The organism is Leucothrix pacifica (assembly GCF_003172875.1).
Taxonomy (GTDB): domain Bacteria; phylum Pseudomonadota; class Gammaproteobacteria; order Thiotrichales; family Thiotrichaceae; genus Leucothrix; species Leucothrix pacifica.
Window position 1 is genome coordinate 35,389 of the sequence record NZ_QGKM01000036.1, and the last position, 21,483, is coordinate 56,871.

15 protein-coding genes are annotated in these 21,483 nt (G+C 45.9%); 10 read left to right on the top strand and 5 right to left on the bottom strand.

Annotation, left to right across the window (positions count from 1 at the left end; genetic code table 11):
• Window positions 1-89 precede the first annotated feature (89 nt).
• Window positions 90-2,597 carry a CotH kinase family protein gene (locus DKW60_RS12360; RefSeq protein WP_109837961.1) on the bottom strand — a complete coding sequence of 836 codons (2,508 nt, stop codon included), beginning with the start codon at window positions 2,595-2,597 and terminating at the stop codon, window positions 90-92.
• Between the two features lie 243 nt (window positions 2,598-2,840).
• Here DKW60_RS12360 and DKW60_RS12365 point away from each other — a divergent pair, with 243 nt between their 5' ends.
• The 5 genes from DKW60_RS12365 (at window position 2,841) to DKW60_RS12385 (ending at window position 7,842) form a co-directional block, all read left to right on the top strand.
• The gene (locus DKW60_RS12365) at window positions 2,841-3,467 is read left to right on the top strand and encodes a dioxygenase family protein (protein WP_109837962.1); all 627 of its coding nucleotides are present in this window, start codon (window positions 2,841-2,843) and stop codon (window positions 3,465-3,467) included.
• 471 nt (window positions 3,468-3,938) lie between these two features.
• Entirely contained in the window at window positions 3,939-5,012 is a 1,074-nt protein-coding gene (locus tag DKW60_RS12370) for an extracellular solute-binding protein (RefSeq protein ID WP_109837963.1), read from the top strand.
• A 6-nt stretch (window positions 5,013-5,018) separates the two neighbouring features.
• A complete protein-coding gene (locus DKW60_RS12375) occupies window positions 5,019-6,131 on the top strand; it encodes an ABC transporter ATP-binding protein (RefSeq protein ID WP_109837964.1) in 1,113 nt (370 codons plus the stop codon).
• Window positions 6,128-6,988, top strand: coding sequence for an ABC transporter permease (locus DKW60_RS12380; protein ID WP_219988748.1), 861 nt, complete (start codon window positions 6,128-6,130; stop codon window positions 6,986-6,988). Before DKW60_RS12375 ends, DKW60_RS12380 begins: the two co-directional genes overlap by 4 nt.
• Window positions 6,985-7,842 carry an ABC transporter permease gene (locus tag DKW60_RS12385; protein ID WP_109837965.1) on the top strand — a complete coding sequence of 286 codons (858 nt, stop codon included), beginning with the start codon at window positions 6,985-6,987 and terminating at the stop codon, window positions 7,840-7,842. Before DKW60_RS12380 ends, DKW60_RS12385 begins: the two co-directional genes overlap by 4 nt.
• Window positions 7,843-7,894: 52 nt before the next feature.
• Here the strand turns inward: DKW60_RS12385 and DKW60_RS12390 are convergent, their stop codons facing one another.
• Window positions 7,895-8,389, bottom strand: coding sequence for a CreA family protein (locus DKW60_RS12390; protein ID WP_109837966.1), 495 nt, complete (start codon window positions 8,387-8,389; stop codon window positions 7,895-7,897).
• A gap of 257 nt (window positions 8,390-8,646) precedes the next feature.
• On the opposite strand from DKW60_RS12390, the gene DKW60_RS12395 reads away from it, so the two are divergent.
• Window positions 8,647-10,035, top strand: coding sequence for a DUF5011 domain-containing protein (locus tag DKW60_RS12395; RefSeq protein WP_109837967.1), 1,389 nt, complete (start codon window positions 8,647-8,649; stop codon window positions 10,033-10,035).
• A 141-nt stretch (window positions 10,036-10,176) separates the two neighbouring features.
• Here DKW60_RS12395 and DKW60_RS12400 read toward each other — a convergent pair whose 3' ends face one another.
• From DKW60_RS12400 to DKW60_RS12410, 3 genes are all read right to left on the bottom strand, one after another.
• A complete protein-coding gene (locus DKW60_RS12400; RefSeq protein ID WP_109837968.1) occupies window positions 10,177-10,680 on the bottom strand; it encodes an anthrone oxygenase family protein in 504 nt (167 codons plus the stop codon).
• Window positions 10,681-10,761: 81 nt separating this feature from the next.
• Window positions 10,762-11,352 carry a Crp/Fnr family transcriptional regulator gene (locus DKW60_RS12405; protein WP_146203477.1) on the bottom strand — a complete coding sequence of 197 codons (591 nt, stop codon included), beginning with the start codon at window positions 11,350-11,352 and terminating at the stop codon, window positions 10,762-10,764.
• Between the two features lie 16 nt (window positions 11,353-11,368).
• On the bottom strand, window positions 11,369-12,646 hold the full coding sequence (locus DKW60_RS12410; protein WP_109837970.1) for an ATP-binding protein: 1,278 nt from the start codon (window positions 12,644-12,646) through the stop codon (window positions 11,369-11,371).
• A 353-nt stretch (window positions 12,647-12,999) separates the two neighbouring features.
• Between DKW60_RS12410 and DKW60_RS12415 the strand changes: the two genes are divergently transcribed.
• Genes DKW60_RS12415 through DKW60_RS12430 form a run of 4 tightly spaced genes read left to right on the top strand, consistent with a single transcriptional unit; the run spans window position 13,000 to window position 21,469 of the window.
• Window positions 13,000-16,551, top strand: a complete 3,552-nt coding sequence (locus DKW60_RS12415) for a helicase-related protein (RefSeq protein ID WP_109837971.1) — start codon at window positions 13,000-13,002, stop codon at window positions 16,549-16,551.
• Window positions 16,548-17,885: an AAA family ATPase gene (locus DKW60_RS12420; RefSeq protein ID WP_109837972.1), complete on the top strand. Its 1,338-nt coding sequence runs from the start codon at window positions 16,548-16,550 to the stop codon at window positions 17,883-17,885. Before DKW60_RS12415 ends, DKW60_RS12420 begins: the two co-directional genes overlap by 4 nt.
• Before the next feature lie 10 nt (window positions 17,886-17,895).
• Window positions 17,896-18,534: a retron Ec78 anti-phage system effector HNH endonuclease PtuB gene (gene ptuB / locus DKW60_RS12425; RefSeq protein WP_109837973.1), complete on the top strand. Its 639-nt coding sequence runs from the start codon at window positions 17,896-17,898 to the stop codon at window positions 18,532-18,534.
• A 31-nt stretch (window positions 18,535-18,565) separates the two neighbouring features.
• Window positions 18,566-21,469, top strand: coding sequence for a DUF1156 domain-containing protein (locus tag DKW60_RS12430; protein ID WP_109837974.1), 2,904 nt, complete (start codon window positions 18,566-18,568; stop codon window positions 21,467-21,469).
• The last annotated feature ends 14 nt before the right edge of the window (window positions 21,470-21,483 follow it).

Consider the following 21,483-nt stretch of genomic DNA (forward strand, 5'->3'; position numbering starts at 1 on the left):
GGTGGTCTAAAACATAGCGAAAAAAAAGAGGAGCTAAAAAGCCCCTCTTGGTGTTACTCATAACACTAGTTCAGATCATGATAGAAACATTAGTACACTCTTACAGTGACTTTAGCTGCATTATCACGCCCAAAGCTGTCTCTGATGGCATACCAGAAACTGTCCGTACCGCGATATCCTGATCTTGGCGTGTAGCGTAGCTTACCATCAACAATCGCAATCTGTCCGCCATTAACAGAGTATTGATTTACATCCAGAATCGTTAAACCGGCACCCGTATCATTCGCCAACGGATCAAACGTAATCGGTGTATACGCAATGGTGGTTACATAATCACTGTATGCCACCGGATACTCTGCTTCACCAGACACATTAATCGTAACCACACTGCTGTTCGTGCGGCCTAGTGAATCTTCAAACACGTACCAAATTTTATCTTCACCCGTGAAGTCAGTCTTAGGCGTATAGACAATTTTATTACTGCCGATAGATACTGTGCCACCACGTAGTGACCATGGATTGGTCGAAGTAAGCTCCAGGCCACTTCCGGTATCGTTGGCTAGTACATCAATATTCAGTCTGGTGTTGAGTGAAGAGTAAACCGTGTCAGGGTTGCCCACTGGGTAGGCATTTTCTGTCACCGTTATGGTAGCTACGCCATAGTTGGTTCGGCCCTGATTGTCTTTAATGTTATACCAAAGACGATCTGTACCACTGAATCCACTCTTAGGTCTGTAATTGATTTTGTTATTCACAATATCAACACGACCACCCTTCTCTGACCACTGATTAGTGCTGTCAATGGTCAAGCCAGCACCTGTGTCATTGACCAAAACATCAATCGTGATAGCAGTACCCTCCTGAGTACTCACGTAATCAGGGTTACCAACAGGGGCTGCACTACTGCCGCTATTCTGCGCATAGAATTTCACAACACCATAAACAGCGGGAGAACTACCACGGGTAATCTCGTTATAGCCAACCTGCCAGTACTGCGACGGTGCATTAGCATCACGTGCAATGACGCGATAGTAATATTCACCCGTTGCATACAACCAGGGAACAGTCAGATTCGTTGCCTGAATGCCATCCTGACTAAACACAACGCTTCCCGAGTCAAAGGTTGGAGTTGTTGCGATATCCAGATCATAACGAATCGTTTGTCCCGTCAATGACTCAGATGTATTCCACTTGAACGTATAACCACCGCCGTTAACTTCAGGATCTTCAAGCGTGAACGGCATTGGGTCGCCGATTCTCTCAACAAACTGATTATAGTTTTGTTCAACTTTCGCCGCTAGGCTCGAGAAAATCCGATTGTAGGCAGCGACTTTTTCGGGGTTCGTGCCGCCAACATATAATTTATCGATATCAGGACTTGAGGTAATCACCGGGAACACAACATTGTAATAACTATCCGCTTTCTCCTGAATTTTCTCAGCCGTCAGATACTTATTCTTAATCTCAAGCATCGCCTCTTTAAGCAGGTTTAAATTACCCGGCTGCCTTAAGAATTGCTGATGCAGCTCTTGGCCCCACCAATTCGCATGTGACTGAGTCCAGCGAGGCAGGTCGGTACGCTCGGTGTAGCCTGTATCAAACAAAGCACCTAATCCAAGGTCATAATCCCACGGTACCATGTAGAATTTTTCAGTATCCTTTGGGTTGTACAGGTAGAAGTTATGGAAGTTGGTATCGTAATTATCTAACAGTAAATTCACTGCTAACCAACTCAGGTAATTATCCCGATTAAAGTATCTATTGAAGACCTGACTGGTGAAGTCCAGAGATGGATTGTTCAATGCCTGCAGCATCTCCACAAATTTACGGTGATCATCACCTCGCTTAATCTCCATGAGCTTTTCAAAGGCATCTTCATCCAGTGGCTCACCTGCTTCATCCAGCGCAAATGCCGGATCATCTCTGAAAAAGAAATTCTCAGCTTTATACACCCCGGAATCATCATCCCAACCACGTTGAATAAGGTATTCTTTTCCAAAATACTCAACGTGGGTATACAGACCATAGTCCTCAACCACACCCTGATCTTCAACTTTGAAGTTTACAAACTGGGTCTGCATACTGGGTAGATTTGGAATGTCCGCAAACAGGTCATAACTTAGTTTGTTACGAATACGGCTAAAGTCCCAAAAGCTCTTCACTAGCTGAATGCGACGCTCGCCACGCCATAAATCATCACTGCTATCGAGCTTCACCCGGAATGATTTTTGTGGTGCGCCACGGCTGGTTGCACCCCGTTGGCGTAACTCAGCATTAGAGACTAAGCCATCATCCGGAAAGTCATCAGCCGTCATATGGACTTTTATTTCCGGCTTAAAATCATCACTGCCATCAACGTCATTAAGTACATCCTCGAGTGTACAGCCGTCATAAGTACCCGCCACACATGGACCTGTACCAATGACAGTTTTGACTCTCATATTTAATAATGTCGGGGCCGAGCTATCATAAATGCCCGCAGGCTCTACTAAATGACTGGTCGTGACTGACGACAAGACATCCGCAGACAAGTGTGTCGCTGGCAAAACGCACGCTGCGAATAATGCGATACGAAACGGTGTATTACTTTTAAACATAGAGTCTCCCTCTCTTAGCGTCTATATGTTTCTATCCGTAACAAAGCATATAAGTTCAAGGCTGAATATCTGCTATGTGATCAGGACTAGTGGCTGTAATTCACTATCAACTGGCAACTCAGGCAATAAAATAGTTAAACGAATGTTCATTATTATTCTGCGCTTGGTTTGGTTATCTTGTCAGTCAGCAGGTAAACATAAAAATAATCAACTTGCAGATAACAGTCACATTGGGAGTCATTTATGAAACATTCGAACTACTCACGTCGCGGCTTTTTGGCTAGCGTGTCATCTGTTATAGGCGGATTACTTGTTTACCGAAGTGCTAATGCTCGCGCGTTGACCCCTCGCACAACCGAAGGTCCTTTCTACCCCCGTCCGTCCATGCGTTTTGCGGATGTGGATAATGATCTGGTGAAAGTAGAAGGTGCAGTCCGTGAGGCCGGCGGTGAAATCATTCATCTAAAAGGCGTGCTCACTGACAAACAAGGGAGACCACTTGCCGGGCATCGCGTCGAAATCTGGCAATGTGATGTGAATGGTAAATATCTGCATACCGGCGATAGACAATCAACTGCGTATGATCAGGGATTTCAGGGGTTTGGTCACGATATAACGGATGCCAATGGCGCTTACCAATTCCGCACGATTAAACCAACGCAGTATCCTGGTCGTACGCCACATATCCACGTGAAGGTGCTGAGTGCTGAGAGGGAACTGCTAACTACACAGTTCTATATTAAAGATCACCCTAATAATGCACGGGATGGCTTATTTAACTGGATGTCTGCAGAGGAGCAGGAAGTGGTGTCTATGGGGTTCCGGAAGGGAGAATCGGGTATTGAGACATCGGTGAATATCATCGTTTAACGACGTACCACGAGATTCATCACCTCTTCAAACGAATTGCCGCGCAAGCCATATCGCTGTTAACAATATGGCTTGCAGCAACGGACTATCGGATCGCTAAACATCTTATCATTAACAACCATTTAAAAAATCCTTTATATTTAATACGTTAAAAATCGAAATGAGGGAATGAGAACGATAACGACCGAGGTTTATCTTTTCCCAGGTAGCGATTACGGGTATCAAATGTGTTTAGATCAAAAATATGCAAAGTTTTCCAATTTGTAATATTCCTGAAAAGCTGACGACTTAGTATCTCGATTGCTTAGCCAAATAATCAGCTATACCAGATACATTTTTTATTGAAAATTACGAACAAAATTCAATCACTCCAATACAATCACTTCACATTTGTTTCCGTTACTCCTAAGATGAAGTGAAGAAATTCATGAGTTTTACCCCGTTATTTCACCGTTTAACCTCAGGATTGCTATGAAAAATTTCAAATTGAAAAAACTACTTCTTTCTTCTCTCGTCGGTGCTGCTTTATTTAGCAGTGCATTATCCGCCGAAGAACTTCGCTTGCTGACATGGGGCGGATATGCGCCTGATGACGTCATCGAACTGTTTAAAAAAGAAACCGGTATTGATGTCAAAGTCACCAAGTCTAACAACGAAGACATGATTTCAAAGCTGCGTGCCACCGGTGGTTCTGGTTTTGACTTGGTACAGCCGAGTCAGGATCGCGTGACTGGTGCTCAGGAAAACTACGACATCTACAAACCGATGGATCTGTCTAAGATCAAAGCGGAATCTTTCATTGCTTCCATGCTGGAGGCCACTAAAACCAATACAACACTCAATGGCGATGTTTACAGTGTGCCGCATATCTGGGGAACCAGTGGTTTAGTGGTAAACACTGCCGCAGCAAAAGATGTGAAGGACTATACCGACCTGTGTAGTGCCGATCTCAGTGGCAAGGTTTCTTACCGTCTGAAACGCCCAACCCTCATTGGTTTTGCATTTGCGATGGGCGAAGACCCTTTTGCCGCCTACTCCGATGTTGAGAAGTACACGGAACTCATGTCAAAAGTCGAAGCGAAGCTGGTGGAGTGTAAGCCTGTCGTAAAAACCTACTGGACCGGCGGAGACGCGCTACTCAATCTATTACGCTCTGGTGAAGTAACCGCATCGATGGCTTGGGATACTGGTGGCTGGAAGCTTAACAAGGAAAACAAAGACATCACTTTTGTAGCGCCAACATCCGGTGCCTTAGGCTGGATTGATACCTTCACGCTACCCCGCAAAACCAAAAATGAAGAAGCCGCTTACAAGTGGATTAACTTCGTGATGCAGCCTGAAATTGCCGCCCAAATCACGGCATCTGCCGGTAACTTTACTGCATCAGAAGGCGCGGATGCCTTTGCTGACGACGTCTTAAAAGCACAGTTTCAGGCAAGCTTCCCAAAAGAAGCACTGGATAATGTGAAGTGGTATCCACCAGTTCCTGCTGGTTTAGAAGCCATTGAAGGTAAAGTGTTAGACCGTGTAAAAGCGGCGAAGTAAACACGGATGACCTCTACACTTATTGATCTGGAAACCCGTCATGTGAATAAGCATTACGGGGACTTCACTGCCGTCAATAACGTTAGCCTGAAGATTGAAAAAGGCTCGTTCTTTTCAATCCTCGGGCCTTCGGGCTGCGGTAAAACCACCTTACTGCGTATGATTGCTGGCTTTGACGAACCCGACTCAGGCGACATTCTCATACAAGGCGACTCCATGCTTGGCGTACCACCAAACAAACGCCCGGCTAACATGGTGTTCCAGCACCTCGCCCTATTCCCGATGATGTCAGTTGCAGAAAACGTCGCATACGGTTTAAAGCAACGCAAAGTGCAGGCGGCGGAAATTACCAAGCGCGTGAATAATGCTTTGGAAAGTGTTGATCTCGGTGACTCAGGAAACAAACGAATCTCACAACTTTCCGGTGGTCAAAAGCAGCGTATTGCCATCGCACGTTGCTTAGTGCTGGAACCAAAGTTATTGCTACTGGATGAACCATTAGGTGCGCTCGATCTGAAACTGCGTGAGCACATGAAAGTCGAGCTAAAACAGATGCAAAGTCGCGTCGGCACCACCTTCATCTACATCACACATGACCAGTCTGAAGCCTTGGTTATGTCCAATAATATTGCAGTAATGAACAAAGGCTCCTTTGAACAAGTCGGCTCACCTTCGGACTTGTATTATCACCCTGAAACCGCCTTTACCGCAGGGTTTGTCGGCGATGCTAACCAATGGCAAGCGAGCGTTAGTCACATTGAAAACGGTGTGTGTACCGCCAAAGTCAGTGATGGTCTGACGTTAACTGGCCACATCAACCCGAACGATGCACTCCAGACAGGTGACCTTGTCGATGTGTTTGTCCGCCCAGAAGCCATCAAAATAATTGCTGACCACACAAGCCAAAACGACCAACAAAGCAATCAAGTGGACTGCATCGTTATCGATTTATTATTTAATGGAGCCAACAGTACCGCCCTATTAAAAGAAACCATTAGCAATAAAGAACTGCATGTTGCTTTACCGCAAACCGGTGAATACTCCGGCTTACAAAAAGGCCAGACAATCACCATCGCCTGGAACCCGGAGCAAACACATTGCTTTAAGGTAGTCTCGTGAAGGCACAATCGCGCTTATTCTTCTATTTGCTACTCACGCCCTTTTTCTTGTGGCTGTTACTTCTGGTGATTTTGCCGCACATCGACATGCTCGGCATTGCACTACGTGAGCAAACCGCACCCAGACAATACGCCTTCAGCTTTAGTAATTTCAGTGAGTTTTTCAAAGAGCCATTGTACTGGCGTACTTTTTTACGCACCGCCATCATGTCGATAGTAGCCACTGCACTGACGCTCCTGATTGCATTTCCGGTGTCTTACTACATCGCCAAAATGCTACGTGGTCGCTCCAAGTCCTTACTATTCTTACTCTGCCTGATTCCGTTTTGGGTGAGTGAATTGGTGCGCACCTATGGCTGGATGATTCTGCTACGTGAGACAGGTGTGATAAGCAATGCTTTACAGTGGCTGGGGCTGGTGTCCGGCCCTGTCGAACTACTGTATAACGATGCCGCCATTATGGTGGGGCTCGTCTATACCTCAATGCTATTTATGGTTGTACCTCTGGTAACGGTGCTGGAAAGTTTAAGCGACGACATCATCGAAGCCAGTTATGACTTGGGCGGCAATATGTGGACGACCATGAAGAATATTGTCATTCCTCACGCCATGCCGGGTATTGTCTCTGGCTGCATTATTGTTTTTATGATGACGCTGGGGAATTACCTCACACCCAATTTACTCGGGGGTAAAGACAGCCTCTGGTTTACCGAACAAATTTACACACAATTCATCACCCGCTTTAACTGGGAACTAGGTTCTGCCTTTGGCATATTACTGTTACTGCTGTCCTCTCTCATCGTTTGGCTTGGCCTCAAACTCACTAAACAAACCCTCACGAGTACCATGGCCTCATGATTCCTTCTATTGCACAACCCGCATCGTTACGTTGGACGTATAGAATCTATATTCTGATGTTCTATATTTTTCTGGTTGCACCATTGCTAGTGGTAGCAACCTTTGCATTTAATGACTCCCTATTTCCATCACTACCATGGAACGGTTTTACACTGGATTGGTTTGTGAGTGATACCTCCGAGCGTTTAGGTGTTTTTAGCGACTCAGCCATGCTAGAAAGCGTGGGCATCTCAGCATTTGTCGCGTTTTGGGTAACAGCTTTATCCTTATTAGTGGCGACCAGTAATGCATTTTTGTTTGAACGCTATGATTTTCGCTTTAAAGAATTTTTCTACATGCTGATGTTATTGCCTCTGGTAATTCCGGGCGTCATTCTGGGCATTTCTATTCTCATTGCCTCTAACTCCTTTGTGAATGCAGTCGATGAGGCATTTAATATTGAAGTGGAGTTTTTAAGGCCGGGCTTGGTGCTGGTGATTCTCGGGCAATTCGCATTTATCACAACTATTGCAACCATGGTGATTAGCGCGCGTTTGCGTAAAATGGATCGTTCCCTAGAGGAAGCCGCTTACAATCTGGGTGCAACGAAATCAGCAGTGTTACGCACCATTACGCTGCCCTATCTAAAGCCTGCACTGGTAGGCGCAGGTATCGTTGCATTCCTGATGAGTTTTGAGAACTTTAACACCACGCTGATGCTAACCAGCTCAGATTCACCACTGACTATCACAATGTTCGACCGCTTGCGGGAAGGCTCAACACCGGAGTTAAACGCAGTCTCGTTGTTACTGATGATTGTGTCAGGGATATTGGCGCTGCTTAGCGTGCTGGTGCAGATAAAAGAAGCATCATAAGCAAGCTGAGTCTTATCAACAACTCAGCTTGCCAATTTGACAGCGTGAACGGTTATTCCTCAGTCCATGTGACGTCTTGGCCATACAGTGGCACCGTTGACAAACTCATCTTCGCTGAACCATTCTGTAACTCAGTAGCATGCGACAGATAAATTAGCGTCTTGTTTTCTTCATCATAAATACGAGTCACTTTTAACGACTTCACCACTAGCGAAGTACGTTTAGAGAACACACTCTCGCCTCCATCATCCTTTTCAATATCACCGATCACTAAAGGGCCGGTTTGGCGACAAGAGATGGATGAATTGGAAGGATCACTAAACACATCACCATTACGAAAACGCTCAATCAGCCCACGATCAAAGTAAGATACATGACAGGTAACACCTTTTACTTTGGGGTCTTCGATCGCCTCTATTTTAATATCGCTACCCAGCCAGTCGACATTCACATCACCAACCTCATCTGCAATAACAAGTGATGAAGCTATCAAAGAAAATCCGCAGCCTAGCAGCGTTGAAAGTACAGTCACATGTCGTTTATTCATCAAGCTTCTCCTTATACATCGGGGGATTTGTTAAAGCCTCATCTTATACCCTGCCTCGCTATAAAAACAGGGCGTTCATTAGACCCTCGTACTCGAAGATACCATCCATCTCTTAGCCACATCCTCTTATTCCAATCTGAGGTGATTGCTTAATACATGATCAGGTGACTAAAACCACTCATCCATGCCAATACTGTCCTGCCCTCAGTGATCGCTTAGGCTTCCACCCAATAATTGTAAATACCCCCGGATTTCTTATGAAACATTCACTATTAAAGCCGAGCACTCGTTCGTTACTACTCCCACTGCTTTGTTCAAGCCTATTAGTAGCCTGCGTGAGTGAGAAAAAACAAGCGACTACTGACCCTGCTACTCAGGACGCCCCCACTAGTACACAACCAACGGCTGTGCCGCTAACCACTTCTGACACGACACAAATCAGTGTACAGGCACGCTCTAAAGAGTCTCAGTTTAGCGTTGCAGACACCGGTACTGAGCTGGACATTTCAATCAGCTATACCGATGTCGTCGCGGCATCACATAGCCAGATTTTCCTAAACACTGATAACGATACCTCAACGGGTTTTAGTTTTGATCAGGAAGCATGGGGTGTGATAGGTGCGGACTATATGGTTCAGGATGAATACCTTTATATGGCGCTGTCTGATAACGCAGACTGGGACTGGCAGCCAATCGGGCGAGTCAGTAACTATGCGCACTCTAGTAACCAGATCAATATGACGATCAGCAAAAGTCTGATTGGTAACCCTTGTGGCAGTATTCAGGCAGGTACCATGGGACGCAATGATGCATGGGGTGTAGAAACCATGTATCCGGTAGCGAAAGAGCTGACAACGGTGTCTATTGCTAATTGCTCAGTGGATGCTGAAGCACCAGTAGTCACTTTGAATGGCGATACGCAAATCACGCTAACTCAGGGCTCTTCATTTACTGACCCTGGTGCAACAGCGATTGATAATATGGATGGTGATATTTCTTCACTGATTCAGACAACAGGTTACGTCAATACCAGCACGATCGGCTCTTACACGCTGGCTTATAGCGCAACTGACTCTTCTGGTAATGTCGGCACTGGTCCAACGCGTACAGTTACTATCATCGAGTCCACAACCACTCTGCCACCGGTTGGCCTGAATGACGACTGGAGCACGCTTGTAAATAATCAGTCATTATATGCTGGAACGGATACCAGCTTATCGCTGAATGCTTACCAGCATGGGACGACTAATGACATCTACCTCAACTTAAGCAAAAGCTTTGGCACTTCAGTGGGGCATATTCAGATTTATCTGGATACGGATAACAATCCTGCGACCGGCTATCAGGCATGGGGTAATAACAGCACCTCTGCGGAAGCTGGCGCTGAATACATGATTGAAGACGGCCAGATGTATCAATACACCGGTGCAGGAATTGACTGGAGCTGGTCAAATCAGCCGGAGCAAACGGCGTATTCTTATGTTGAAGATACCTCTGCTGGTGCAACGACATTCTCTGAGATGAAATCAATCTTCTCATCGTCAATTGTTAGCGGCGATAATGTTGGCATTATGATTATGAAGATGAGTGCTGACTGGGTAAGCCAGGATGTGTTTACGCCTAATTCGGTTTATACGTTGCGATAACATAAGCACTTTGGGCGTCAATGGCGCTTAGATAAAGGCTGACCTCCCACTTCAAGAGCAATTTTGAAGCGGGATTTTTTATGATGAAATCAGCCTGCATAGTACCTAGTCTGGCAGCAAGCAATGTCACAATAGCAACTGCTAAGCTTGATTAACGCTTCGGCTAAATAAGGCTAATACACCGAAAACAAAGGCTGCACCGGAGGTGATGACGCGTATAGCATTGGCGCTATTCCATTGACTTCGGACAGCTTCCCAGTGAGCAGGTAGGTTCTTCGGATCCCACGACTCAGTGTCGTAGTTCAACGGTAAATTCACTTGCCGCGTGTAAACAATCACACCCAGTATATAAACCAGTGTAGCGGCAATGATGAGCCAGAACGACCAGTGCCCACGGTGCGGCAGATTAAGCAAGCAGACCACGACTCCAACTGCTCCGGTGCCGAAAAAGAAGCTAAAGAACATTGGGTTGCGTACATGGACGTTAAACAAAGACTGGACGGTGGCGTAGTATTCACCACTGACTTGCAGCATGGCGGGGTTAACGCTGAAGGTATACGTCCAGAAGAAGCCCGCCATAATGCCTGACATGATGATAAACAGGCTCAGACTGAGATTTTGTGTGAGGGTGTAGCTTATTTGCATGATGGTCTCCCGAATGATGGTGGTTGAGCATGGTCATCATCATCCGGAAAAGCGCGGTGCTGCGCCTTATCATTTGTTAAGTCAGGGCGATTTTTTTAGATCTGCACGTAAACGTGACAGCGTGACGGGCGTCATGCCCAAGTAGGAGGCCAGATGGTGCAAGGGAATGTGTTCCGCCAGATCCGGGCGTTGCTCCAGAAGCTTTTGATAGCGTTGTTTGGCGCTTAGCGTGAGCAGATCGTGTTCTCGCTGGAGTTTGCCATCCAACAGGCGTGTCAGCAGTTGATATTTCAGGGACTTTACCGTGTCTTCAGGCAGTATGGCCTCGAATTGCTGCATGTCGCATTGCCACAATGTGCCCACTCCAATGCAGCTAATGCTGAACAATGAAGGCTCGTGTTGCATGCTGGGCGTGAGTGGCAAAATGAGTGCGCCGGGGCCGAAGAAGTTTTTATTGAAGGCTTTTCCGTCTTTATTCAGAAAGTACATTCGGATGTGGCCGGACTCGATGAGGTAGGCATTTGACCAGCGGCTGCCTTGGTGGAGTAGCGTAGTGTTGGCGTCGAATTGTTTGGGAGCAAAGGCACTTTCCAGAGTGTTGAAGGACTCCGAGTTTAAGTCTGGGAGGGTGCTTTCTAGTAATAGTTTCAGATGTTCTATTGATTTTTTCATACCCAGCAACTCAGACTTAATCTGCAAGCAGCCAACGCCACAAAGGAATCAAATTAATACACTTGCCGTCAACTTCAATCTGCTCATCACGATGCTGAGTAACTAACTCTGCGCTATCAAGCTTCATGTATTTCATACCCTCCACCAAGCCATTGATCTCACGGTCAAATGTTTTAGCACCCTCAATATTGACGCTCACATTGATCAATCGGGCTTGCTTTCCGGGTACATAAAAATCGACCTCCTGCACACCTTTGTAGTAATACACTTCCCGATGATTGCGACGCAGCTGAAGGAAAACTAAATTCTCATACAGTTTGCTTAAATCATCAGAGAGCGAGGTATTCAGCAGTGTCTTAAACCCATTATCGATTGCATAAATCTTCTTTGGATTACGTTGTTCTTCCTGAACAGAATTCCTGAAGATAGGCACAGAAAACATCGCATACGCATCCTCAAGATAACCAAAGTACTGATAGAGCGTATCCTTGCTGAGCTTATGCCCCCGCCCTTTGTACTCATTGAACAGTTTGTTAATACTCACCAAGGTACCGATATTGCTCAACGAATACTTAATCAGGTGTCGTAGCAAATGTGTGTTCTTAATATCGTAACGCTCGATGAGGTCGCGATAAATAATCAGATCCAGATAATCCCGCCAAATTCGTTGTTGGATATCCTCATCCTGCTCAAACGTTTCTGCAAAACCGCCTTGTGTCAGGTATTTAGCAAAGGCATGCTCGATATAGCTGATACTCTTTGAAGAATTGAGATTGACCTCGACTTGGTGAAACCGCAAATACTCTGCAAACGAAAAAGGGAAAATTTCATAACTTAAGGTACGCCCTCTTAAGCTGGTCGCGATCTCTTTACTTAACAGACGCAAAGACGAACCCGTCACAAAAATTCGCACATTCAAGGTGTCATGAATACGACGTATATAACGTTCCCACTGCGGAATGTTCTGAACCTCATCTAAAAACAAATACACCCGCTCATCACGCTTGTCGGGATACAGCGCGTAGTAGCCTTCCATTAAATGATCAAGATCTGCCAAAGTAATATCAAACAGACGATCATCTTCAAAGTTGAGATAAATGAGATTTAACGGGTCGACCGTTTTTCTCAATTCATTAATCAGGGCATAACAGAGATGCGTTTTTCCACAGCGGCGTACACCAATGAGAGAGATGATTTTTTGACTATCCAGTGGGATTTTATAGTCGCGGGGAACGACTGTTTTGGGTTTGGACTCGTGGAAATCGGTGATTAGACGCTGAAATAATGCTTTCATTGTTTCCCCCTAGAGAAGGAAAAAAAACTAAATTATAGACTTATTAAAAAAGAAATAATAGTGAGCAAGCATTATCTAGCTGATACAGTGCCCACTAGTGTCCAAAGCATTCCAATGTTAGAAACTGACTCAGTCGTTTTCACAAACTTCGTTCAGATACCAAAATTGATTCCCTCGTCACGATTAATATTAGATTAAACTTCAGTATTAGAAAAAAAGATGATTATTAAACGCCTTTCCCAACACAAGAACCCTTAAAACTAGGTTAATATACCCCCACTCTGTCGAAGTATTCTTTTTCGATTTATTTAGATTGAAAAATACACCTAAAGGCTGAGAAACAGAGGTGATTTATGTTAAAGCTAGAAGATATAAAAAAAGACGCGCAAGTTCGTGGTATTCAAGCAGAAGACATTGTACGAATCGTTCAAGTAGAGCCGGTTGGTGGCGATGCGATGACAGTCTACTATAAAGACAGTCAGGGCAATCTAGGCGAGCAAATGTTATTCCGCTCAGACGAAGTACGTCTTGAGATGGCCACTGTTGGCAAGCCATGGGCATTTGATGCGCCGGGTGCTGAATTCAAGTTGGGTATCGAAGCTTATCGAGTGAGTCAGGCGTCATTATTTGATCCCATGATGGCGGTACACACCTCAAACGTGGAGCCATTGCCTCACCAGATATCGGCAGTATACGAAGCCATGCTACCTAGACAGCCACTTCGGTTTGTCTTAGCGGACGACCCTGGTGCCGGTAAAACCATTATGGCTGGGCTATTAATTCGTGAGCTCATTATGCGGGGTGATGCCAAGCGGATTTTGATCGTTTCGCCAGGCTCACTCACCGAGCAGTGGCAGGACGAGTTACTCGAAAAGTTCGGTGTTACCTTCGATATCTTTAGCCGTGAAAAGCAAGAGCAATGCGCTTCTGGAAACTACTTCGATGAGTCTGACCAACTCATATGCCGTTTAGATCAGTTGTCGCGCAGCGAAGAGCTACAAGAAAAACTCAAAAACACTGAGTGGGACATTATCATTGTGGATGAAGCCCACAAGCTATCGGCTAGTTATTTCGGAAATAAAATCAATAAAACCAAGCGCTTTCAGTTGGGTGAAATGCTTGGCTCCATTACCCGCCACTTTTTGTTGATGACTGCAACCCCCCATAACGGTAAAGAAGAAGACTTTCAGATTTGGTTGTCTCTTTTAGATGGTGACCGCTTTTACGGTAAGTTCCGAGAAGGTGCCCATAAAGTCGACGTGTCAGACATGATGCGCCGAATGGTGAAAGAAGAGCTACTCAAGTTTGATGGTACGCCGCTGTTTCCTGAACGACGTGCATATACCGCTAATTACGAGCTTTCTTTAATGGAGGCATCACTTTACGAACAGGTGACTACCTACGTGCGTGAAGAGATGAATCGCGCCGATAACCTCGACAGCAAAAAGAAGAACAATGTTGGTTTCGCACTAACCATGCTGCAACGCAGACTTGCTTCCAGCCCTGAAGCTATCTACCAGTCATTGAAACGTCGTCGCAAGCGCTTAGAAGATCGTCTTGAAGAAACAAAGTTAATGGCGCGTGGTCAGGCTGCCCAGAAAGGTGGCGTGGCTGAAACACTAGGCGAATACACCGTCACAAAGAAAATCGATATTCCCGACAATTACGATGACCTTGATGAAGATCTCAGCGCAGAAGAGTATGAGATTCTTTCAGAACAAGTGGTCGATCAAGCTTCCGCCGCAGAAACCATCGCGGAACTAGAAGCTGAAATACTAATTCTAAAAGATCTTGAGCACCAAGCGCTCACAGTTGTTCAATCCGGAAACGACAAAAAATGGGAAGAGCTATCATATCTGTTGCAAGACAAGCCAGAAATGTTTACTGCCAGTGGTGCCCGTCGCAAGCTGCTGATCTTTACTGAGCACAAAGACACCCTTAATTATCTGGTTAAGCGGATTAGTGACATGCTGGGCAACGAGAATGCGGTACGCACCATTTATGGCGGTACCAACCGGGATGAGCGCCGCAAAATACAGGAAGAATTCCGCAACGATCCAGAAGTTATTGTATTGATTGCCACCGACGCGGCAGGCGAAGGCGTGAACTTGCAAAACGCCAACCTCATGGTGAATTACGATTTACCTTGGAACCCAAATCGGCTGGAACAGCGCTTTGGTCGTATTCACCGTATTGGACAAACCGAAGTTTGTCATCTCTGGAATATCGTTGCTGCCGAAACCCGTGAAGGTGAAGTATTTAAAAAGCTCTTCGACAAGATTGAAATTGAAAAAGAAGCGCTGGGCGGTAAAGTCTTCGATGTGCTTGGTGAAGCCTTCGATAATGTCTCGTTAAAAGACCTACTGGTTGATGCCATTCGCTACGGCGAAGCGCCAGAAACTAAAGCCAAAATGAACGAAGTGATTGATGGTGCGCTCGATGCCGAGCACTTAAAAGAAATCCTGCGTCGAAATGCTTTGGTCGAACAGCACATGGGGCTGGAAGAACTCTATGCCGTAAAAGAAGAAATGGAAAAGGCCGAAGCCCGTAAACTACAGCCTTACTTCATTCGCGCCTTTTTTACCGAAGCATTTCAAACCTTGGGTGGCGAAATGCGCAACCGTGAATCGGGCCGCTTTGAGGTGCGACATGTACCCGCAGCCATTCGTGAGCGCGACCGCATCATCGGCGAGACGCGCACTCCGGTTCTACGCAAATACGAGCGCATCTGCTTTGAAAAGCAGTATGTTCGCCAGCAAGGCAAACCAATGGCTGACATGATTCACCCGTCGCACCCATTAATGCATGCCTCAACCGATTTAGTGTTAGAAGCCCATCGCCCTAAACTTAAGCAAGGCGCCGTGTTGGTAGACCCAAATGATGATGGTTTAGAACCTAAAGTACTCTTCATGGTGGACCATACGGTAAGAGAAGGCGGCAATTCCACTGAGATTGCATCGCGTCGATTACAGTTTGTAGAGATCGACGAAAAAGGCAATGCCATCAATGCAGGCTGGGCACCTCACCTCGATTTGCAACCCATCGACGACTACGACTTAAAGCTCGTTGGCGATGTTCTTAATGCGCCTTGGTTGAATGGAGAGCTAAACAACAATCTTGAAGCATTGGCCCTAAACCACGCGTCACAGCAGTTAGTGCCAGAGCACTATGGCGAAGTGAAAAGCCGCCGCGAACGCCAAGCTGATAAAACCCTTGCAGCCGTGAATGAGCGGCTAGTCAAAGAAATTAATTACTGGTCTGATCGTTACATAAAACTGCAAGACGATGTAAACGCAGGCAAACAACCTCGCATGCAGCCTGAAATGGCACGTCGCCGCGTAGATGAACTCACCGCTCGATTAGAGCAGCGAAAAACTGAACTAGAAGCACTAAAAAACGTCGTCTCCAGCACGCCAGTAGTAATGGGTGGTGCCTTGGTCATTCCACAAGGCTTATTGGCTCATCGCAAAGGCGAAACCCAATTTAGTGTTGATGCCGAAGCCCGCTTACGCGTGGAACGCATCGCCATGAACGCGGTAATGGATGCCGAACGAAGCTTTGGCTTTGAAGTAAAAGATGTAGGCGCAGAAAAATGTGGTTGGGATGTTACCTCACGCCCACCGGCCAATGCCGATGGTTCAATCCGGCCCGACCGCCACATCGAAGTCAAAGGCCGCGCCAAAGGCCAAAGCACTATTACCGTTAGCCGTAATGAAATCATCTATGGCTTAAACCAAGCAGACAAATTTATGCTCGCCATAGTCATTGTTGATGGGGAAGAATTTGAAGGCCCCTACTACGTTAAAACGCCGTTCACCGTCGAGCCAGACTTTGGTGTAGCCAGTATTAATTATGATCTCAGTGACCTGCTCTCAAAAGCAGTATCACCGGAGCAAACGCTATGAAAATAGAAAGACTGTATTTATCGAACTTTCGTCGGTTTCGAGAGTTAGAAATCAGCTTTGATTCCAAACTCACTGTTCTTGTTGCCCGCAATGGCCAAGGGAAAACAACCATTTTAGATGCAGCAACCGCCGCACTAGGGCCATTTACGGGCGCTTTTGACCTTGGTAAATCAAAGCATATTGAAGTGAGAGATGCTCGCTACCTCCGTAAGGAAGACCGATCAGACAGCGAACAACAATTTCCGGTTGTGATTAAAGCTGATTTTGATTTGCTTGATGAGCCTGTAATCAGAGAGCTCAATAGCGTAAAAAGCAAAACGACCACCAAAGGTTCCGCGCATTTAAATAAATTGGGCAAAGATTTGATGGAACAAGTGCGTCAGCTGCAAGACATTAATTTGCCCATGCTGGCTTATTATGGCTCAGGGCGTTTATGGAACAGCCATAAAAACATGCAGCGCAAAGCCGTACTCAGCGAAAGCCGCAGTATGGGTTACGAAGACTGCTTCTCCTCGGCCTCCAGTTTTACCCAAGTGCAGCAATGGATGAGCAAAGCAACTTTTGCGGCCTTGCAACAACAAAGCATGGAAGCCTATGAGGGTTACCCATTACAAGACCAAATAGATGGTATTAAGCAAACCGTAAACCGTGTGCTGCAAAACCAAGAGTGGTCGGGCTTTCACTACAGCATGCAACATGAAGAGCTAGCCATGACCCATGCTGACTTAGGCGTACTGCCCGTGAGCCTGCTCAGCGACGGCGTGCGTGCGATGGTCTCGTTGGTGGCAGACATGGCCTGGCGCTGCGCCAAACTCAACCCGTACTTAGGTAAAGACGCACAAACTAAGGCAAAAGGTATCGTATTTATCGATGAAGTGGATATGCACTTACATCCACAATGGCAACAAACCGTGATTGGCTCATTGCGAGAATCTTTTCCAAATATCCAGTTTATTGTGACCACCCACAGTCCGCAGGTATTGTCCACAGTACCTGCTGAATGTATTCGCGTGCTAAAAAACCAAACCGACTCAGAAACGGGTGAACTGGAATCTACAGCAAAGGCCCCTGGGCATCAGAGTTTAGGTGTTGCCAGTGCCGATGTTATGGCGACCATACAAGGCGTAGACCCAATACCCGACGTTGAACCTGCACATTGGTTAACCGAATTTAAATCGCTTATTACTAATAGCCAATTAGAGACTGAGCGAGCGCAAGAGCTTAAAGATAAAATCATGGATCACTTCGGCGAACACCACCAAGAGTGGTTAGAGTGCCAACGCTTAATTCGCTTACAGGTGATGAAAGCTAAGCTACCGAAGCGTAACGGTTAAAGGGGCAGTTATGCACAAACTCAATCGCCCCATCCCGCCTGCTTGCCTAAGCCAATACCAGCACGGCCTTGATAACTGGCGCGCGGTAACACCAGCGCATAAAACCGAAATATGGCTAAAGCTGGATGAAATGCAGCAGCAACGCTGTGCCTACTGTGAATGCGCCATTAAAACAAACAGAGAAAACAGTAATTCTCATATAGAGCATTTTCGTCAGCGTAGATCATACCCACAAGGTACATTCCTATGGAGTAATTTGTTCGGTTCTTGCAACCGCGAAGACAGCTGCGGCAAGCATAAAGATGACCTACCGCCTTACGACCATCAAGATTTAATCAAGATGGATGTGGAAGACCCAGAAACATTTTTAGAATTCTTAGCGGATGGTAATGTAGTGCCCGCCAAAGGGTTAAACCCAGACGACAAACATCGTGCAGAAGAAACCATTCGCATTTTTAACTTGAATGGCTCATTGCGCCAAATTCGAGAAACGGCAATTAAAGGCTACATACAAACTGCCGAAGAACTTGCCAGCTATGCAGAGGAATTTGACGAAGACGAATGGCTGCCATTACTGCAAGAAGAATTAGACAGCATTAAAAGCTTGCCCTTTACAACAGCCATTAAGCATACCTTGTTACCCGCGTAATTGTGGTGGTAAACAGGCTAAAGAGAACACTATGAGCAACACAAAAGAACATAAAATCATCAGCCCCAAAAAACTCATCGAAGTGGCCTTGCCATTAGATGATATAAACGCCGCTGCAGCGCGAGAAAAATCCATTCGCCACGGCCATCCAAGCACTCTGCATTTATGGTGGGCACGTCGCCCATTAGCCGCAGCCAGAGCAGTGATTTTTGCTCAGATGGTGAATGACCCATCGGAGACTGTTCAAGGCGATAAGCGCCTTCGTGAAACTCAGCTAAAGATCACTAACGAGCGTGAAAAGCTATTCGACATTATTCGCGAGTTGGTCAAGTGGGAAAACACCAATAATGAAGAGGTATTGAATAAAGCGCGTGAAGCTATTAAAGAAAGCTGGCGCTATACCTGTGCGCTAAACAAAAAACATCCGCAAGCTGATGAGTTATTTAATCCTGAAAAACTGCCCGCGTTTCATGATCCTTTTGCTGGAGGTGGTGCCATTCCACTTGAAGCGCAGCGCCTCGGTTTGGAAAGTTATGCCAGTGATCTAAACCCGGTTGCAGTCATGATTAATAAAGCCATGATTGAGATTCCGCCTAAATTCGCTGGTCAAGCACCCGTAGGGCCGGTTCCAGCGGGTGAAAAGCAAGGCAAACTTGTAGAAGACTGGTCTGGTGCGAAAGGATTAGCAGAGGATGTTCGCCGTTATGGCTATTGGGTTCGTGAGCAGGCCTTTAAACGTATTGGTCATGCATACCCTCAGGTTTTAGTTACTGAAGGCATGGCCTCAGAAAGAGAAGACTTACGTCCCTATGTAGGAGAAAAGCTTACCGTAATAGCGTGGCTTTGGGCTAGAACAGCTAAGAGTCCAAACCCTGCTTTTAGTCATGTTGACGTACCTTTAGTTTCAAGTTTTGTTGTCTCTGGAAAAAAAGGAAAAGAAGCGTGGGTTGAACCAATAATTTCAGGCGATACTTATCAATTTAAAGTTCATACGGGAAAACCTGATGATTTAGCGAAAGTTAAGCTAGGTACGTCCGCAGGAAAATGGAAAGCGTTTAACTGCTTATTGTCAGGATCACCAATTTCTTATGATTATCTCAAATCTGAAGGACAGGCAGGAAGAATGGGGGAAAGGCTACTCTCTGTAGTAGCAGAGGGTAAATCCGGCCGCGTATTTATTAACCCAACAGATGAAATGGTAAATATTGCAAAAAGTATAACGCCTTCTTGGAAGCCTAGTTTAGATATCAACTATCATCCCCGAGATATCAAAACACAAATCTATGGAATGACCAAATATGGAGACTTATTCACCAATAGGCAATTAGAAATGTTGACCGTATTCTCTGACCTGGTTGCAGAGGTTAGAGAAAAAGTGCTTGTTGATTTAGAAAGCCAAAACAACCAGAAAGTAGATGCGCAAAAATACGCCGACGCTATATCGACATACTTGGCATTTATCGTCGAACAAGTTGCTAACCATAGCTCTACAATTTGTGGCTGGAATTCAGCAAATACTCAGATGAGGAGCGTTTTTGCTCGCCAAGCCCTGCCTATGAGCTGGGATTATGCGGAGTGTAACGTCTTTAGTAATTCTTCTGGTAGTTTTAACAATCTATTTGAAAGAATGATAAAAGGGTTCTCTTCATTAGGTGATGGGAAAGTCGGTAATGTTGAGCAAGCTGATGCTGCATGTCAGAAGATAAGTCAATTTAAAGTTGTTTCGACAGACCCCCCGTATTACGACAATATTGGTTATGCTGACCTCTCTGACTTTTTTTACGTTTGGATGCGACGATCTTTAAAGTCAATCTACCCAGAACTATTTTCTACATTAGCGGTTCCAAAAACGGAAGAGTTAGTTGCCACTCCATATCGTCATGGAAGCAAAGAAAAGGCTGATAGTTTTTTCTTAGATGGGATGACCAATGCAATACGATCACTAGCGCAGCAAGCTCATCAAGCATTCCCTGTGTCAATTTACTATGCCTTTAAACAGTCCGAAAGTAAGAATGAAGGAACTTCAAGTACTGGCTGGGAGACTTTTTTGGCAGCAATAATTGACGCCGGTTTTACGATTGATGGTACTTGGCCAGTTAGAACAGAAAAAGAAGGTCGGGCGATTGGTAATGGTTCAAATGCATTGGCGTCATCAGTTGTTCTTGTTTGTCAGAAAAGACAAATTGATACAAATTCGGTATCTAGACGCCAATTCCAACGTGAACTCCGTGAAGAAATGCCCGAAGCCCTTGAAGCGATGATCGGTGGCAGTACTGGCGCATCGCCTATCGCCCCGGTGGATTTAGCACAAGCCGCTATCGGCCCCGGCATGGCTATCTTTTCAAAATATGAAGCGGTCCTGAATCAAGACGGTAGCAAAATGAGTGTGCATGATGCGCTTATTTTGATTAACCGCGCCATCACCGATTACCTTAACCCAGACAGCGGTAACTTTGACAACGACACCTTATTCTGTGACGACTGGTTCAGCCAATACGGTTGGGGCCAAGGCCAGTTTGGCGAGGCCGATACTCTCGCTCGAGCCAAAGGCACATCGGTTGATGGTGTGCGAGACGCCGGTGTGATTGAATCCGGCGGCGGTAAAGTACGTCTATTGAAGTGGAGCGAATACCCCACCGATTGGGACCCAAAAACCGACACCCGCACCCCAGTATGGGAAGCCTGCCACCAGATGATTCGCGTGCTGAATCAACAAGGCGAAGCCGAAGCCGGCAGCCTGTTGGCCAAAATGCCAGAGCGTGGCGAGCAAATTCGACAGCTGGCCTACCACCTATACACATTGTGTGAACGCAAAAAGTGGGCAGAAGAAGCCCGCGCCTATAACGAATTGATTGGTTCCTGGCACGCCATTGTTGCTGCTTCACATGAAGTAGGTCATCGCGGTACCCAGTCTGAACTTGGCTTAGATTTTTAAGAGGGAGAAAAAAA

Coding starts and splice junctions, on each gene's coding strand:
- DKW60_RS12415 (WP_109837971.1), top strand. CDS start 13,000: ATGTTAAAGCTAGAAGATATAAAAAAAGACGCGCAAGTTCGTGGTATT.
- DKW60_RS12420 (WP_109837972.1), top strand. CDS start 16,548: ATGAAAATAGAAAGACTGTATTTATCGAACTTTCGTCGGTTTCGAGAG.
- DKW60_RS12410 (WP_109837970.1), bottom strand. CDS start 12,646: ATGAAAGCATTATTTCAGCGTCTAATCACCGATTTCCACGAGTCCAAA.
- DKW60_RS12405 (WP_146203477.1), bottom strand. CDS start 11,352: ATGAAAAAATCAATAGAACATCTGAAACTATTACTAGAAAGCACCCTC.
- DKW60_RS12390 (WP_109837966.1), bottom strand. CDS start 8,389: ATGAATAAACGACATGTGACTGTACTTTCAACGCTGCTAGGCTGCGGA.
- DKW60_RS12365 (WP_109837962.1), top strand. CDS start 2,841: ATGAAACATTCGAACTACTCACGTCGCGGCTTTTTGGCTAGCGTGTCA.
- DKW60_RS12360 (WP_109837961.1), bottom strand. CDS start 2,597: ATGTTTAAAAGTAATACACCGTTTCGTATCGCATTATTCGCAGCGTGC.
- DKW60_RS12400 (WP_109837968.1), bottom strand. CDS start 10,680: ATGCAAATAAGCTACACCCTCACACAAAATCTCAGTCTGAGCCTGTTT.
- DKW60_RS12430 (WP_109837974.1), top strand. CDS start 18,566: ATGAGCAACACAAAAGAACATAAAATCATCAGCCCCAAAAAACTCATC.
- DKW60_RS12370 (WP_109837963.1), top strand. CDS start 3,939: ATGAAAAATTTCAAATTGAAAAAACTACTTCTTTCTTCTCTCGTCGGT.
- DKW60_RS12385 (WP_109837965.1), top strand. CDS start 6,985: ATGATTCCTTCTATTGCACAACCCGCATCGTTACGTTGGACGTATAGA.
- DKW60_RS12395 (WP_109837967.1), top strand. CDS start 8,647: ATGAAACATTCACTATTAAAGCCGAGCACTCGTTCGTTACTACTCCCA.
- DKW60_RS12375 (WP_109837964.1), top strand. CDS start 5,019: ATGACCTCTACACTTATTGATCTGGAAACCCGTCATGTGAATAAGCAT.
- ptuB (WP_109837973.1), top strand. CDS start 17,896: ATGCACAAACTCAATCGCCCCATCCCGCCTGCTTGCCTAAGCCAATAC.